This is a genomic window from Pseudomonas sp. SJZ080, assembly GCF_007828295.1.
GTDB classification, from domain to species: Bacteria; Pseudomonadota; Gammaproteobacteria; order Pseudomonadales; family Pseudomonadaceae; genus Aquipseudomonas; species Aquipseudomonas migulae_A.
This window is the reverse complement of sequence record NZ_VIUK01000017.1, coordinates 1-16,115: the sequence shown is the minus strand read 5'-3', so window position 1 is coordinate 16,115 and position 16,115 is coordinate 1. Positions and strand designations below refer to the sequence as shown.

The following is a 16,115-nucleotide window of genomic DNA, read 5'->3' as shown; positions in this document are numbered from 1 at the left end:
CGATCCCATGTGGGAGCGGGCTTGCTCGCGAATAAGGTCGGAACGACCTTCAGATTTACCTGTAGGAAACGGTGCCAGGGGCGATCTCAAGCCCTCAAAAATCCCGGCACCTTCCTACAACAAAACCACCGCCGTCCGATTGCGCCGCAATGCACCGGTTTCTAAGCTCACCTTCTGCTGAATGTTCAGCACCGGGTTTGGCGACCTGGAAGCTTAAGGAGCATGACGACCATCGACGCAGTCATGGCGGTTGTGCGTGGGAGGCCTTCGGGTCTGCCGGGTTCCTTTTGCTCCGGTTCGCCAACCCGCGTACAACTGCCACCCAATTGTTTGGCGACGATTGCGGGCAGCCCTTTTAGCAAGAGGAGCTGTATCAATGAATAGCGATAATGCCTATCTGATCCCCCAAGTCTTCACCCGCCACAAACTCCACCTCCACGCCCTCCTCCTCCAAAACCAACCCTGGTTCAGCGCCCGCGACCTCGGCCGCTTCCTGCGCCTCCACCTCGACGACCGCGCCGTCCGCAAACTCGACCCCGACCAACGCCAGTCCGCGCGAATGCTCATCCACGGCAGCATCGAAGACACCCTGCTGATCAGCGAATCCGGCATCTACGCACTACTGATCTACCACTACTGCCCCGAATACCGGGCCCTGCGCGAATGGCTGACCCACGACGTAGTGCCTGCCCTAAGAGACGCGGAACACCTCACCCCAACCGAACGCCCGATCCTGAGCCTGCTGAACTGGCCGGAAATGTCGCTGAGTCTGCTGCACTGGAATAACCAGCCGTGGATTCGACTGCAGGATGTTCCGCACGTTCTACCTGATCAGGAGTCTTCAAGGTCTGCTATCAGTGCGCCTTGGTGGAAAAGAGCCGCGAAAATGCTTCACGCATTCTGAATAAAAAACCCCACGCTTTTTGCGTGGGGTTCGGTAAATCCAAGACAACAATCAGGCGCAGTGTGCAAGCCGCTCGACCTGATCCCGAATCGCGGCCCCTCGCTCAATCTCGGCTTTACGCAAATCGTAGGTCGATTGAAGGTTGAGCCAAAATTCCGGGGTCGTATCCAGACAAATAGATAGCCGTAGAGCCATATCAGCACTGACACCCCGACGCTGAAGCACAATATCGTTGACCGTAGGTGTCGACACGTTCAACGCTCTGGCCAGAGCGGCAGCCGTCAGGCTCAAAGGCTCCAGGTATTCCTCTTTGAGGATCTCGCCAGGGTGCACCGGGCGCATACCATTTTTAGTCATTACTCACCTCAGTGATAATCGACGATTTCTACATTCTCCGGCCCGTTGCAGCCCCAGACAAAGCAAATTCGCCATTGAGCGTTGATGCGGATGCTGTGCTGACCTTTTCGATTTCCCTCCAACGCCTCCAGGCGATTACCCGGCGGAGATCGAAGGTCTTTCAGCACGACAGCATCATCAAGCATCGTCAGCTTTCGTTCCGCGACACTCAGAATGGCTGACCACAAACGGGTCTTACCGTTGCAAAACAGGTACTCGGTCTCAGAACACTTAAAGCTTAACGTTATGCATTAACCTTGAGTGTATAAGGCAAATTCATGAATGCAAACTCGCTGCTATGAGTATTTCCCCCCTCTTTCAAAACTCTAGGAAAAGGACTACCCACGCCCTTCAGAAGGCCCCAAAAACCGAGCTTGGTCCTACAAAAATATGGGTCCATTCTGATTGCATCAAAACTGTCTTCGGCGCTTGAGTTGACTGGCCTAACAACTAAACCATCAATCAAAGGCAGGTCGCTGTGAAGCCCAAAAAACGGCAAGCAAAACTGTTACTCATCGCTGAGCTTCATGCCGAGGCGCTCCGTTTAGCCGGGAACGTTTCTGCCAGCCAACATCGTTTTTTTAAAGTGGCAGCAATGTATGGCAAAGAGCTCGAACCTGATGGCTGGCTTGCAGGCACGAGTCGGACCAGGCTCCCCGAATAAACCGCCCAAGTGGCGGTTTTTTTCGCATCCAAAGCAGCGCAACAAAGCTCGCAACATCCTGCGAAAGTTTCGCGGCTCAGCCGCCGCACCAAATCATCACCTCCCGACTACCCTTAAAAAACCCGCAGGAAGCGGCCCCCGTAAAGCTCAAGGAACGACCATGTCCCTCTCCATCGTCCACAGCCGCGCCCAAATCGGCGTGGATGCGCCCGCCGTCACCGTCGAAGTCCACCTGGCCAACGGCCTGCCATCGCTGACCATGGTCGGTCTGCCCGAAGCGGCGGTGAAGGAAAGCAAGGACCGGGTGCGCAGTGCGATCATCAACTCAGGCCTGCAATTCCCGGCGCGGCGTATCACGCTGAATCTCGCCCCCGCTGATTTACCGAAGGACGGCGGACGATTCGATCTGGCGATTGCCCTGGGGATTCTGTCCGCCAGCGTGCAGGTGCCAACGCTGACACTGGATGATGTGGAATGTCTGGGAGAATTGGCGCTGTCAGGCGCGGTACGTGCCGTGCGGGGCGTATTGCCGGCCGCACTGGCAGCGCGCAAGGCCGGACGCTCGCTGATGGTGCCGCGGGCGAATGCCGAGGAGGCGTGCCTGGCGTCGGGGCTGAAAGTGATCGCGGTGGATCATTTGCTGGAAGCGGTCGCGCACTTCAATGGGCACACACCGGTCGAGCCTTACGTGTCCAACGGTTTGCTTTACGCCAGTAAACCCTATCCAGACTTGAACGAAGTACAGGGCCAACTTTCAGCCAAGCGCGAATTGCTGATCGCGGCGGCGGGCGCTCATAACCTGCTGTTTAGCGGACCACCTGGCACCGGGAAAACCCTTCTGGCGAGTCGTTTGCCGGGACTGCTTCCCCCCCTGGCCGAGCATGAAGCGCTGGAAGTCGCCGCCATTCAATCCGTCACCAGTTGCGTGCCCTTGAGCCACTGGCCGCAAAGGCCCTTCCGCCAACCCCATCACTCGGCCTCCGGCCCGGCGCTGGTGGGCGGCGGCTGTAGGATTTGGAAATAAATGCGACTTTTTTGAAATTAATGCGACGAGCTTCGTGATGTTATTCCGTCGACACGAGCTCGCGGGGTAAGAGCTCATTAGCTGGAGAACATCGCCTTTCGCGCCGAGATTGGTTGCGACACGGTGTGTGCTGTCGGACTTTTCGAAACTGCTGGCTATACCGTTGCGTGATGGCTGTGATTTGATGGATGTGATTGGTCGGCGGTTGCGGGCGCAGACTGCGGAGTGAATGAAAATGGGCGACCTGTGGGCCTCCCACTTCGTATAATGAATAAAAGTATGTGCCAACCTTTCCACTGGACATTCGCATGAAAACGAAACAGATCAATGAAATCAGCAAATTTCTTAGTTATGTTCTCAGGCATGAACCGCAAACTATAGGCTTACAACTAGATAGCGAGGGCTGGGGCAACATTGACTCCTTGATCGCAGGCGCCGCTAAAGAAGGTCTAATCTTAGACCCGACTCTTATTCAAACAGTCGTTAGCAGCAGTGATAAAAGACGATTCAGCATCTCCGAAGATGGTCTGCGTATTCGTGCAGTACAGGGGCACTCAATGCCAACCGTTAGCCTTCAGCACATTGAGAAAGCCCCCCCGGACTTTCTCTACCATGGCACTGCAACACGGTTCCTAGAGTCAATTCACCAACAAGGGCTGATTGCCGGCGCACGCCACTATGTACATCTGTCGCACGACATACTCACCGCTATTGCTGTCGGACAACGCTATGGAGTTCCTGTAGTGCTAAAAATTGAAGCCATTCGAATGCACCAAAAAGGCTTCAAATTCTTTCAAGCTGAAAATGGTGTTTGGCTGACAGAGCATGTCCCTTTGATTTTTCTGCACGAGAACCAACCCTACCCGCCTTGACAACTCTGCAATACATAAAAAGCAGCGATAAATTTTTCAGTGATTATAATCACTACAGCCACAGCCAAATCTCATGCAAAACCTATAAAAAGGCTTAGGATGCACACCTTTAAAATTTACCGATTTCAAAACATCAACACCCAACTAGCACCTCGCCACAATCTTTCTTTAAATAACTATATAACCGATAACTCACCTGACAAAAAGACCTCTTCAGCCAATATATGAAAAGCCATATTTTCCGCTAAAAACTGAATACTAAAATGCTTCAGCCTTGGCGGTTCAAGACTTGTTAGCAAACGCCAAGAATCCAAACTATTCCGTACAAAATCAGACTCTCTAAACTCAGTCAACTCACCCAACCCAAACTCACTGGCGTCACCCAAAAAACTGAAAAGAACGCTTCCCGGAAATGGAAGTTTAATAAAGGAGTGGACATTCTTAAAAACCATCTCTCGCCTAACAATTGACAATTCCTCACTACCATCAGCGTCAAAAATATCTTTCTCATACTCGACATCAAGTACGAGATCCACTCCAACAGAGCGGAATGAGACTTTTGACTCGCCAAATCCTGGCAACCATTCATAAGGATTGAGCACCAGCTTCGGTTGACTTATTTTCATGGACGCACCGATTTCAGTTGATCTGCCCCGGTCGACGGCAGACCGTTATTTTTTAGTTGATCTTTTGCAAGATCATTAAATGTTTTACCTGGATAGGCTTCAACATTAGTCTGATTTCGCCCAAACCACTGATTTCTAGGAATTCCTGCTTGCTCAAGTGCTGTCGAGGTTCTCGTATTCAAAATGAGCCGAGCTCCATTCATTTCCACGTAGTCAAGCGGGAGTTGATTTGGAGTAATGGCTCCGGTCTTCAACGCACCAGCTAAATCTTCTACTGTCTTTATAGGTTTACCTGCCAAAGCCGAGTAAAGCTTTACTCCATCAGGGCTAAAGGATCGGTCAGATCTGATTGTATTCTGAGCAAAATTTGCCTCAGCCAACACTCCTCTTTCTGCATTGGCAACGGCACCAGTTCCGCCGATGCCCCTAAACGCTCCAACCCCGCCTGCTGCCGAGAGCATTAGGGCGATGGCCATTTCCCCCCAATACTCAGGTTCGCTCAACATCATACCGTAGCTTTCTAGAGCCTTGGCACCTTGCCCCTTGTTTGCGTAAAGCAATGTTGAGGACAGATCAAGCTGCCACTGAGTCGAGTATTTGAAAGCGTCCTGCATCTCCGTAGGAAGCGTCACCCAGGCGTTGTACTCCGCGGGTTCCATGATCATCCATGGTTTACTCGACTCATCCAGCAACGTGTAGCTAACCGCATTTGAATCAGCATCGGTATTAAGAACAACGTTACCGAGATTCTGAGACCGCTCCCCCACCATCTTTAGTATGGTTGAACATCCAGTTCCTCTCGAATCCTTTGAGCACGCTTCGTACTTCTCCTGAAACTCATCAAAATGGCCCTGAAAGTTGTACAGCGTCGCATTGTTGGCAACCCATGCCCCAGTTTGCAAAGTCCCCGCATCAACATTCCCTGTCGTTGAAGCCGCTAGCACCCCCACGATCTGCGACACCATCGAGAGCAGGTTTGGGTTGCCACCGACCAAATTATTCAGGTCTACGATGAGTGCTTCATTCGCACCAGCCGCCAAGGCTCCAGTTGCAAAGTCCCCGCCTGTAACCTCTGAGAGCAGCCCGCCCACCATGGCGTGAATAACAACTTTAGTCGGGGAGCCGTCGGCAACTACTCCTTTGGTGAAGTCACCTACCGCGTTGAAGCTGGCTGCCGCCAACGTGTTGAATAAGGCAGTTTTCAACACATCACTGACGCTACCCTCTTGGCCCAGCGCCTTGCCCAGCAACGCGGATGTTCCGCCTTGCAACACCTGATTTACGCCAAACCGACTAATCCCCTCCAGACTACTGAGGTCAACAGTGACTTTCCCTGTAATCGGGTTGGTTTTTGTTTTCAGAATGTCATCAAAGAAACCAGCCGTTACACCAGCCGTCACACCCGAAATCACATACCCCTTGAGCGCCTCCGAGGAAGTCACGTCCTGGAACACCGCTCCAAGATTCCCACCATTGTTGATAAAGCTGGTGGTCGCATTCGTTGCTGCACCAGAAGCCACTGCGGCAAGACCCGCAGCCCAGGCTGTGCCCATGCTGGCGCTTAAAGCGCTCAGTGCGGCGGGGCCGACAATGGCGGCCATGACAATCGCAATAATTATTTGAGAAGCGGGACCAAGACCTGAGTTCTCATACTTGAACGACTCATGGATTTCCTTGACCAGTCGCCAATCGACATCGCCCCGTGCTTCGGCTTGCTTCAGCCAGGCTAGTTGCGGATCGGCCTGGACCATTGCATCAATTGCTTGAGTGACGGTTTGCTGATCAACCTGTTTGAGGTCGATTTTCAAGCCATCAACGGCCTTGATCGTGATGCTGCCTTTGGCAATCATCTGAGTCTGGCGGAACGTCTCGTCGGTATTACCCTTGCCTTTGGATGAGGTCCAAAAAGCGTCGTTATTACTCTTGGTGTGGCTTTCATCATGAAGGTCTTTCACCCCCTCAAAAAGGATCGAGCCACCGCTGTCGATAACGATGTCCTTACCGCTGTCGACTTTGGCCACCTGATAGTGCTGGTCGCCGCCGCTGGATAAAGTGAGGTTGCCGCCAGTCTTGATTTCACTACCGATATAGGTATTTTTCGTCACTTCATCGTGGCGGGTCTTGAGGCTGCCGAAGCTCCCCTTTTTCTTCATGTCGTACAGCGAATAATCCGTGTCCTGCGCCGCGAGGATGTCGAGCCTGTCTCCCGCCACCAGATACGCTTCATCGCCGGCAATGATACGGCTAGAGATCACCGCCAGGTTTTGGCCGGCACTGAGCGCCACGTCGCCACCTGCCGTCACTCCGGACATGACCTGACTGACATGATCCTCCTGGCGGGTCACTTTCTTGCTTTTCTTCAACGAGTGTTCTTCATCCGCCGCCGAGCTGATGGTCAGGTTTTCCCCTGCGTCCATGGCGATGTCACGCTTGGCCTCAACGTCACTGGCAATGACATTGACATCGCGGCCGGCCTCAACCGACAGGTCGCGACCGACACTGACGGTAGCCCCCAGTTGGGTGGTGTCGCTGCTGTTGTGGTTGGCACTCTGGTACGAACTGTTGCTGACCTGTTGCGCGGCGAGGTTGACGTCGCGCGCTGCCTCCAGGCTCATGTCTCGACCGCTTTGCAGCGCACCGCCAAGGTTGTTGATGTCTCGGCCTGCCGACACATTGAGGTCATTGGTCGCTTCGATACGTGCAGCGGTGTTGGCAAACTCCTTGTGCGTAATGCCGCGCATCGTGCTGTCGAGAGTGGTCAGTGTTCGCTCGTTGACCACGTCGCCGTTTTTCGCGGTGACACTCACGTCGCGCCCTGCGATGATGCCGCCGGCCTTGTTCACCACATCATTATTTGCCAGCGCATCAAGACGGTTGCCGGCCTCTATCAGGCCGCTGTTGACCACGTTTTTGCCCGCAGTCGCCGACAAATTGTTGGTGGCGCGCAACGTCCCGACGTTATCGAGATTCTGGCCTGCGATCAGCGATACATCCTTGCCCGCGACCAGCGCGCCGGTCGGGCCGAGACGACCTTCGGTCTGGGCCAGATACAACACGGGCACCAGCACTTTTTCGCCATTCACTTCGTGCTCTTCGAGCCAGACGATGTCGTGGGTAAGCGCCGCAACTTGTTGCGAGGTAAGGCTGACACCCATCGACAGATTGAGTGCGTCCTTGCTGGCGACGGCGTTGTTCATCAGGTACTTGAACAGACCTTCGTCAGTGGTCTGGCCGTCGATGTAGCGCTGGCCGGTACGGGCGATGACAGCTTGCTGAATCAGGCGTTGTTCGTACAGACCATCACCTAGACGCTTGGCGCTTTGATCGGGGTCGTAACCAAGGTTGGCCAGCAAGTAATCCGAACTCATGAACGACTTCAGGTTGGTGAGCACCGGATTGGTTTCGATCAGATATTTGTGCGGCCTGGCGGCGGTACTGCTCGACAGTGCCCCTGCCTGGCTGATGCCAATACTTGATGCCGCGCTGCTGAGGCGGAACAAACCGTTCTGACCGGTGGGCAGGATAAAACCCGGCAGGGTCAAAGGGTTTATCTGCTGTTGGGCCTGGTTGGGGGGTAGTTGGGCGTTGAGGTTGATGATGGTCGGGGCTGGTTGGCCGCTAAGCTGGGTCGAGCCAACACGCGAAGCGTTGGTGCCAATGTCCACCCCTTCGCGAACAACACTGTTGGTGAAATTTTGCGCCGCGTTGATGTTAACCGCGCCACCGCCTTGCACGACCGCATGCGCGTAGGACGATGGGCTCGTGTAAGTCACTATGTTTTCGAAGGGAGTTGCGTACTGGATCGCGCCCGGTGCAGCGGTCCGCACGCCGTCGCTGTAATGAGGTAACGCAAAGTTGTACCACAGGGAATCCGCAGAAACGGTGATATGTACCGAACCGAACCTGGTGTAGGAATCCAGATTTTTGCCACCCGGGCGAGGCGCTACTTGTATTACGGACTCGGCCCCGGAACTGTTCCAGAAATGGATATTGGGTCTTGAAAATGTCGGGGCGCTGCCGCCGACGTACCCCAATGATCCTGGATCGTAGGAAGGATCATTGGCAGCGTTGTAAGCCATGATCGAAACCCATAGACCAAAATCAGCGTTCTGCTGTCCAGCAGAAAGTGCAATAGATCGCCGCACACTGTAGTCGCCGACAGAAGCTCCTCTGTTCGTAAAGTTCTGCAGGTTGAGCGTGAGGTCATTTCCTGCACTGAGGGTCGACGCCTGATTGAGAAACTCTCCGCCGCGGGCCAAAAAGTTTCGCCCGGCCGTCATAGTGGCCGATGGTGAATCCTGGACAATTTGCGACTGGTAGTTTTCCACCCAAACCGCATAGCTGTCAGATCCCACCGAGGCAAGAGGATCGTATGAAGAGCAGCTGTAGCACTGCACCCCGATCTCGGCAGACACCAACTTGCCTGTAACTTGAAACACGTCCTTGCGATTCTCGATGTAGTCGGCCGCCAGGCTCAGGTCGCCAACACTTTCGAGAGACGCCGACACGTTGGAGATCGATGTACTTAATCCATTGTTGTCATCCTTGGCGATACTAATATTGCCGAGGCTGTAAACGTCCGCGTAACGATTGGTGAAGTCATTCACCCGTAACGCCATATCGCCACCGCTGAAGATCAGCCCGTTCTCATTGATCAGAGACGTAGCATTCACTCGAAGGTTTTCACCGCTGCCGAGCGTTCCCTGGTTGTTCAGATAGGCGGCGTTGACGGTCAACGCCCCAGCTGAAGTCAGGCGCCCGAGGTTAGTCAGGCTTCCAGTGCTACTGACATTTCCGATCGTGCCTGCGGTAATGCTGGCCGCAGAGGTAGTGTCGATCTGCGCGGCACTCAGCCCAAGACTGCCAACACTGCTCATGCGGCCGTTACCGCTATAAGCACCGTCCAGGCTGAGGGCAAAATTGCCGCTACTGGCAAGCAGTCCGTCGTTGAGCCAATTGACTCCACTTCCGTTAAAACTGTCGGAGGCCAGCAGTTGACCATTGGCGGTTTGGGTGAAGTTGCGGACATTGACGGTCAGCCGATTGGCCTGCAACACCCCGGTATTGGTCCAGCTGTCGGCGTTGAGGGTGAGGTCGCTATGGGTCACCAGACGGCCCCCGGCGCCAGCGATATTGGCCATGGTTAAGCCAAAGCTACCCGTTCCCAGATGCAGCACACTGCCGCCAGCATTGAGGAAGTTGCCGGCGCTGATGCTCAGGTCGGTATTGGCGGTTTCCAGCGTACCGTTGCGGTTGTCCAACAGATCCCTGATGTTCAACTGCGTCAGGCCGGTGTTGCCCAAGGCACGCATCTGCCCATTCAGATTGCTGAGACTGACTGCGCTGATGGTCAGGTCGCGGGTGCTTTCGATAATGCCCAGCGTGTTGTTCAGCGCACCGTTGAGGTTCAACTCGATGCGCTCGCCCGATATTTTCCCACCCGTTGAGCCGCTGTTGTCGAAGTCAACCCCAGTGACATTGGCCACGTTTTTGGCGAACAGCACACCATCGCGGTTGTCGATGTTTTGTGCGTTGATCAGAGCGTCACCGCTCTGCGCCGAAATGTGACCGCCATTGTTATCGAGGCCGGCCAAGGCGTGCAGGTCGAGGCTCTGGGCCTGAATGACGCCACCTTTGCCATTGAGGTCGTAACCGTTTTTCAGCACGCCGGTTACATGACTGGTGAACGCCCCCTGCAGGCTTGTCAGCACTCCGCCGCGGCTGTCGACAGCGCCGGCCGTTATGTCCAGATCACCTTGTTGAGCCAGAATTTTCCCTTCGACGTTACTGATCGCCTGGTTGATGATCAGGTTCAGAGCCGAGTGGCTTTGCAAGCTGCCAGTGCTATTGTCGAGGCTGTCGGCCTGGACGACCAGGTCGCCGTTTCGGCTGTCGATCAGCCCGCTACTGCCGTTCTGCAAAGCACCGCTGGCCGTGATCGTCAAGGTGTCGTTGGCGCCCACTGTGCCGCCGTGGCTGTTATCCAGGCCACCCGTCAACAAGGTCAACAGGGTCTGGCTGGCGATCTTGCCACCCTGGTTGTTCACTTGCACCGCACGCTTGAGCAACAGGTCACCGCCACTGGAGAGCGTGCCGCCGGTGTTGGTGAGGGTGCCTAGCAGGTCAAGTGTGATCGCACCGTTGGCGGCCATGCTGCCCGAGCTGTTGTCCAGATCGGTAACGTTGATGCTCATGGCTTGTAGGCCGTTGACCTTCCCGCCAGCGTTACCCAGCGTCATTGCTTGCAGCGTAAGTAACGCGCCACTGTCCAACAAGCCATTGGCACTGTTGTCGAGCAGGCCGGCAACGGACAACGTTTGCCCGCCTGCACTGGACAGGATGCCGTTACGGTTATCAACACTGGCCGCATTAACATGCAGGGCTTGTTGGCTGACCACGGCGCCTGCCTGGGAGTTGATCAGCGTACCGCTGAGCGTCACGGCGACATCGCCGCTGCGGCTGGACAGCGTGCCTGTATTGCGGTTGTCCAGGCTACCGCCCGTGACATTCAATCCCTGCCAGCCAGAGATCAAACCGGTTTGATTGGTAATCTGGTTGGCAGCCAGTGTCAGCGTCTGGTTGCTGACCAACTGACCGCTGGTGTTGTTCAAGCTGTCGGCGACCAGGTTGACAGCACCGATGCTGGACAACTGGCCGTTCTGGTTCAACATCGCGCCGCTGGCGGTAACTGCGACACCCGCGGCACCATTGAGATTGCCACCGCTGTTGTTCAGGGTCTGAACCCTTGTCGTCAGTTGGCGACTGGCGACGACGTTGGCGTTGTTGATCAGCGTCTTCGCGGCCAGGGAGACATCGCCGCTGCTGTTGCGACTGTTGTCAGCGTTGATCCCTGCTTCAATATTGCCGCTGTTGGTCAACTGCCCGCCTGCGCTCAGACTGATGCTGTCCCTCGCCGCCAGGTTCTGGCTGTTGTTCAGATCGCCTACAGTATTCACATTGAGGCGACTGCCGGCATACACCGGCCCCTGAGTTTCCAGGCTGGCAACGTTGACATTCACAGCGCCGGTGGCCGATGCCTGCGCCAGGCTCAGATGCCCATTGGCATCGATCTGAATATCACCGCCGCTGGCGGCCAGGTTGCCGGCCAGTTTCACGCCGACCCCAGCCTCGGTGCCCACCAGTTTGATCGCCCCGGCGTACATGCCACCCAGCGCCGAGGAGTCGATGGCCAGCCCCGGTTTGGTGCTGCCGTCATTGGCGCGGGCAGTGGCGTCGAGGGTCTGTGCGTTGACATCGTTGCGCCCGGCGACGATGGTCAGGTTGTTCGCCTGAATCTCGGCGTTAATCTTCGCGCTGCGGGTGATGATTTCGAATCGGTCAATGTTGCTCGCGTTGAGCCCGGCCCCTTCGATGGCGATGCTGCCCTGATCCACTTGAAAACGATCAAGGCGACCGCTGCCATCGAGCACCGGTTTGCCGGTGGTCAAGGTCACGCGCGGCGTGTTGATAAAGCCGCAACCGTTGCAGGTGATGCCGTACGGGTTGGCGACAATTACCCGCGCCGACTGCCCCGCCACTTCGGTGTAACCGCGCAACTGGCTCGGACTGCCGCCGACCACTTCGTTGAGGATGGTTTGCGCCGCAATTCCGTTGGTCAGGTTGGGGTTGCCGATGATGATCCCGCCCAGTTGCGTTGCACCGGTCTGATGGGCGACGTTGTTGAGGATCACACCTGGGGTGCCGACGTTGTAATCATGGAACTGGTTGTGTGACAGCCCTGTGCCATTGGGCGTGGCGATTTGGATGATCGGCACCCCATTGCCGGCCTGACCGAGGCTGGTGCCCGGCGTCGCTACCACAATGCCATCGGCCTGGGCCCACAGCGGTTGCCAGAACATGACGTTGACCAACAGAAACGCTAATCCGCGCTTGGGCATGCCGCAAAAGTGCTCACGGGTTTTCACGGCAGCAGAAGGCTGGCGCGCGAGGAAAGCGTAGTGGCGAACGTCCATGTCGGAAGTCTCGAAGAAACGTAACTAGATGAAGAAATCCAGGCGGAAATAGATCGGCGCTTCGCGCTCGGTCAGGGTGTCCGGACGTTCCAGGGAATGGGCAAAGGTCACGCTGGCGGCCAGGTGCTGACCGCGAGCAAACACCTCCAACGAGTTGCTGGACATGCGTCCGTGCTGATCGCCGTTATAACGATCGCCACGAATCACGCCCTGGTCGTAGCCAAGACTGGTGCCGTACTCGGCAAACACCGGGCGTAGCCATTCGAGGCTCACCGGGCGACTCCAGCGCAGGTCGTTGCGCCAGTAACCGCCGCTGTCACCGGACAAGGATTGATCCTTGTAGCCACGGATCGACGACTGCCCGCCAAGGCTGGTGCGCTGTGGGCTGAACAGCACGTCCTCGCTGCGCTGGCCGGTCATCAGGCTGCTGAAGCTGAACGACTCGCCCCACAGCTTGAACGGCTGCAGGTAACTCGCGGTGGCGGTGTACTTGCGGTAACGCGCATTCGGCTCGCCGGGGCCCGGATGATCGTTGCCTTGAGCGTCGAACGCGCCGATGCCTTCCTGCACACCGAGGTCGAGGTTGACGAACGCACTGCCGACCCGCCGACCGTGGTTGATGCCGTACTGCATTTCGCTGATGCGGTTACTGCTCAGCTTGAGCTTGCTGTCTTCGATGAAGTTGTTGCTGCGCAGGTACGAGAGCCCGGCGTTGAGGGAAGTCTTGCTGACGGCGTCGCGATGGATCACCCGCTCGGCGCGCACCTGATGATTTTCACTGTCGCCGGTCTGTTTGAAGTTGAAGCCGTTGGCGGCGATCTGCGAGCGGTACTCGCTTTGGCTGTAGGTGTAGCTGAAGTTCCACCAGCCCCACGGCAGGTTGTAATAGAGCATGGCGTTGTTGGACGTGTGCTGGTGATCGGACATAGCATCGTGACCACCGCGCAGCATGAACTGATCGGCCAGGCCTAGGGGGCTGTCCCAATCAAACGTCGTGCGCCATTGCTGCTCGCCGGTGCTGCGCTGGCCATCGTTGCTGCGCGACAACCCGGCGCGCCAGGGCGTTTGAGGGGGGTTCTTGACCAGCACTTCGCTACCACCGACGTTCTGGCCCGGCGTCAACTCCATCTGCGCCTGGTTTGATGGCAAACGATTGAGCTGATCAACTAGTTGCTCGATTTCCCGTAGATTGACCAGCTCCCCGGTCTTGCCGGGAAACGCCATGGCCAGCTCACGGTCCGACAGCTGACTGTCCTGCGCGCCCTTCAACCCTTCGAGCTTGCCCTCGACCACCAGCACCTTCAAATGCCCGCCGGACAAATCCTGCTGCGGCAAGTAGGCCCGGCTGGTGACCAGGCCTTTTTCGATGTAGTGGTTGGTGATGACTTTCAGCAGTTCGTTGAGCTGGGTGACCCCCAGGCACTGACCGATGTAAGGCTTGAGCAAACGCTCGCGCTCACCGGCGGAAAGACTGTCGGCGCCGTTGAGCTCGATGTTCTTGATGGGGAAACAACGGGTGTCGGAGGGAGCCGTCGGTGGCGTGGGCTTGGTTGCCTTGCCGGGTAATTCCTTGAGCTCTTCGAGACGCCGGCGTTGCTCGTCGAGCAGGCGATCCTGGCGTTCGCGGATCAGGTCGGTTTCACCGGGGGTGGGAGCGGCATACGCACTGTTTTGAGCACTGAGGCACAGCAGTGAGAGGCACAACAAACGTCGGGCCCAGGGCCAAAACAAATGCATGTTGGATCCATCGAAAAACAATGATGGCAAAATAGCATTGCGTCAAATGATCAGCCAACACCCCTGAGCGAGCTGAATTACTTTCACAAAACGATATAAGCCACTGAAACTTTTATTAATAAGAATCAAGAACCAGCGGTTTTGGCACCTCAACCGAAGAAGAATATCAGACGAACGGTATATGTATTTATTGGCGAATTGCCTCAAACGTACTATAGCGATGAACTCGTCACCCAGAACAAGACCATTGTGAAGGCCATTTTTGCTGCGGTTCGCGAGTCTCGACCCGTGCCAAGGTGCAATGCTTAATGGCTACGCAACCTCGCCAATCTATGGGCTTGGACAGCTTTCACTCGGGTTTACAGGCACATTGGGCAAATCGCGGGTAGCGGGCTCCACCTGACTGAACGGACGGGAGGGACGCTCACGACCGTAGCTGGGTCCGATTGATAGTGGCTTAAACGCTGATTGCACCTGAAAGGAGCGCTGAGTGTGAAGTACCTTTTTGAGAACCTGGCACTCGCTCCCGAGCTGAAGGACGGGGAGATCTGGTGCAGCACCTACCTGACAAGTCACGACGATGACTTGCTCCCGCTCGCTCGTGACCTGGCTAGCGCGTGCTCTGAAGAAAAAAACCATCAGGCCGTCGAAATAGAGGTGTGCTTTCCACTGAAAAACATCGTGACCGAACGCATTGAAAGCTTCCAATACGGATGCAGTCTGTCACCGATGATCGATGTGAGTAACCGTCCTTTGCTGCATGCATTACGCAAGGAGCTCGCCGAGATGGTGGCGATGCTCGATTCTATCGAGTATGTGGAGGAGTGAAGGAACTCCTGTCTAGTAGGCCCACGTCTTCACTTGAATTAAGCGGCAGGCCAAAAATGGAGGTCCTGCTTCCTTGCCTGAAACTAACCCCATCCAATCAGCCCTCTTTCGTGCTTCGTATAAAGATCGATAGCAGCTGCTTACCACATCAGCATCCAACTACGCTGGTGCAACTCTTTGGGACAGTTCTGCACAACCAGGTAAAGGTTTGCCAAGTTACCGTTGGGGTTTTGTCGAGGGTGATCTGGATCATTCGTACGAGATAAGCTGACAAAACCGCCTTCGCGTAGGAGATAACGATGACAAAGCTAGGGAAAAAAAGAATTCTGGTTCTGGTCGGCGCCGGCGCGTCTGTCGATTTCGGCATCCCCCAAACCAGAGACTTTACAGCAGCTCTCGAACGCGAGATTAGGGATGACGAATATTGCGTCCTAACAGGAGGGTTGAAAGCCTACGAATGGGTGAAAAATACGCTCGAAGAGTACTACGGTGCAGAGACGGGAGAGGCTCATTTTGAGCGCATTTACCATACGCTCCACGAGTTAGCAGCGATGAACCACATCGATGGAGCAGTACCGAAATACAAGCCTGTCCTCTACCCCTTTTTGAAACCGGAACACGACCATACAAACGAGGCCCTACGCGCTGCCGCTAACGCAATGCTCAAGGCAATTTACAAAATTGCGTCCACATTTTCCAGCACACCCAAGTGCAGCTTAGCACCACTCACCGCTTTTATTGAGGGATTAAAGAAGCAAGCGGTACCGAGGATATACACGACAAACTACGACGATTTTTTCTCGCAGGCGTGCCCAGGATTGTTCACCGGTTTCACAAGTAAGAGAGATGGATACAGCCTATTCAGCCCAAAGGATTATTGGGAGCAGTGGGATACACCTGGGCTTTTCCATCTTCATGGTTCAGTTCACTTTGGTTTCCCTCTGAGCATCAGGAAGCCAGATCCTAACGTCGGAATAGGTGACTTAGGGTGGTACGTGTAGTGGTCTAATGAAACCGGACACCCATTTAGGCGAGAATGCTCGCCAGATAGAGGTGTCTGATGACCAAACAACGTCGTTCCTTTTCCGCTG

At 55.5% G+C, this 16,115-nt stretch carries 9 protein-coding genes and 1 pseudogene; 5 read left to right on the top strand and 5 right to left on the bottom strand.

The genetic code is table 11. The annotated features are described in order from the left end of the window. Window positions 1-376 precede the first annotated feature (376 nt). Window positions 377-904 carry a Bro-N domain-containing protein gene (locus FBY04_RS20815; RefSeq protein ID WP_145316657.1) on the top strand — a complete coding sequence of 176 codons (528 nt, stop codon included), beginning with the start codon at window positions 377-379 and terminating at the stop codon, window positions 902-904. Between the two features lie 51 nt (window positions 905-955). Here FBY04_RS20815 and FBY04_RS20810 read toward each other — a convergent pair whose 3' ends face one another. Next, window positions 956-1,261: a HigA family addiction module antitoxin gene (locus FBY04_RS20810; RefSeq protein WP_007980826.1), complete on the bottom strand. Its 306-nt coding sequence runs from the start codon at window positions 1,259-1,261 to the stop codon at window positions 956-958. A gap of 8 nt (window positions 1,262-1,269) precedes the next feature. Further along, entirely contained in the window at window positions 1,270-1,548 is a 279-nt protein-coding gene (locus FBY04_RS20805; protein WP_145316655.1) for a type II toxin-antitoxin system RelE/ParE family toxin, read from the bottom strand. A 576-nt stretch (window positions 1,549-2,124) separates the two neighbouring features. Between FBY04_RS20805 and FBY04_RS20795 the strand changes: the two are divergent. Beyond that, window positions 2,125-2,976 (top strand): annotated as a pseudogene (locus tag FBY04_RS20795) (YifB family Mg chelatase-like AAA ATPase); the annotation flags it as partial. A 320-nt stretch (window positions 2,977-3,296) separates the two neighbouring features. Further along, window positions 3,297-3,860, top strand: a complete 564-nt coding sequence (locus FBY04_RS20790; protein WP_145316651.1) for an RNA 2'-phosphotransferase — start codon at window positions 3,297-3,299, stop codon at window positions 3,858-3,860. 176 nt (window positions 3,861-4,036) lie between these two features. Here FBY04_RS20790 and FBY04_RS20785 read toward each other — a convergent pair whose 3' ends face one another. From FBY04_RS20785 to FBY04_RS20775, 3 genes are read right to left on the bottom strand one after another with little or no spacing between them, the layout of a single operon-like run. Next, window positions 4,037-4,486 (bottom strand): hypothetical protein, encoded by a 450-nt coding sequence (locus tag FBY04_RS20785; protein WP_145316649.1) that lies wholly within the window; start codon window positions 4,484-4,486, stop codon window positions 4,037-4,039. Continuing rightward, window positions 4,483-12,459, bottom strand: coding sequence for a DUF637 domain-containing protein (locus FBY04_RS20780; protein ID WP_145316647.1), 7,977 nt, complete (start codon window positions 12,457-12,459; stop codon window positions 4,483-4,485). Before FBY04_RS20780 ends, FBY04_RS20785 begins: the two co-directional genes overlap by 4 nt. Window positions 12,460-12,483: 24 nt before the next feature. Continuing rightward, window positions 12,484-14,196, bottom strand: a complete 1,713-nt coding sequence (locus FBY04_RS20775) for a ShlB/FhaC/HecB family hemolysin secretion/activation protein (protein ID WP_145316645.1) — start codon at window positions 14,194-14,196, stop codon at window positions 12,484-12,486. A 492-nt stretch (window positions 14,197-14,688) separates the two neighbouring features. On the opposite strand from FBY04_RS20775, the gene FBY04_RS20770 reads away from it, so the two are divergent. Further along, a complete protein-coding gene (locus FBY04_RS20770; RefSeq protein ID WP_145316643.1) occupies window positions 14,689-15,024 on the top strand; it encodes a hypothetical protein in 336 nt (111 codons plus the stop codon). A 299-nt stretch (window positions 15,025-15,323) separates the two neighbouring features. Further along, a complete protein-coding gene (locus tag FBY04_RS20765; RefSeq protein ID WP_178118305.1) occupies window positions 15,324-16,025 on the top strand; it encodes a hypothetical protein in 702 nt (233 codons plus the stop codon). Window positions 16,026-16,115: the final 90 nt, after the last annotated feature.

Excerpts from the sequence above, each read along its gene's own strand:
- FBY04_RS20815 (WP_145316657.1), top strand. The coding sequence starts at position 377 with ATGAATAGCGATAATGCCTATCTGATCCCCCAAGTCTTCACCCGCCAC.
- FBY04_RS20810 (WP_007980826.1), bottom strand. The coding sequence starts at position 1,261 with ATGACTAAAAATGGTATGCGCCCGGTGCACCCTGGCGAGATCCTCAAA.
- FBY04_RS20790 (WP_145316651.1), top strand. The coding sequence starts at position 3,297 with ATGAAAACGAAACAGATCAATGAAATCAGCAAATTTCTTAGTTATGTT.
- FBY04_RS20785 (WP_145316649.1), bottom strand. The coding sequence starts at position 4,486 with ATGAAAATAAGTCAACCGAAGCTGGTGCTCAATCCTTATGAATGGTTG.
- FBY04_RS20780 (WP_145316647.1), bottom strand. The coding sequence starts at position 12,459 with ATGGACGTTCGCCACTACGCTTTCCTCGCGCGCCAGCCTTCTGCTGCC.
- FBY04_RS20775 (WP_145316645.1), bottom strand. The coding sequence starts at position 14,196 with ATGCATTTGTTTTGGCCCTGGGCCCGACGTTTGTTGTGCCTCTCACTG.
- FBY04_RS20765 (WP_178118305.1), top strand. The coding sequence starts at position 15,324 with ATGACAAAGCTAGGGAAAAAAAGAATTCTGGTTCTGGTCGGCGCCGGC.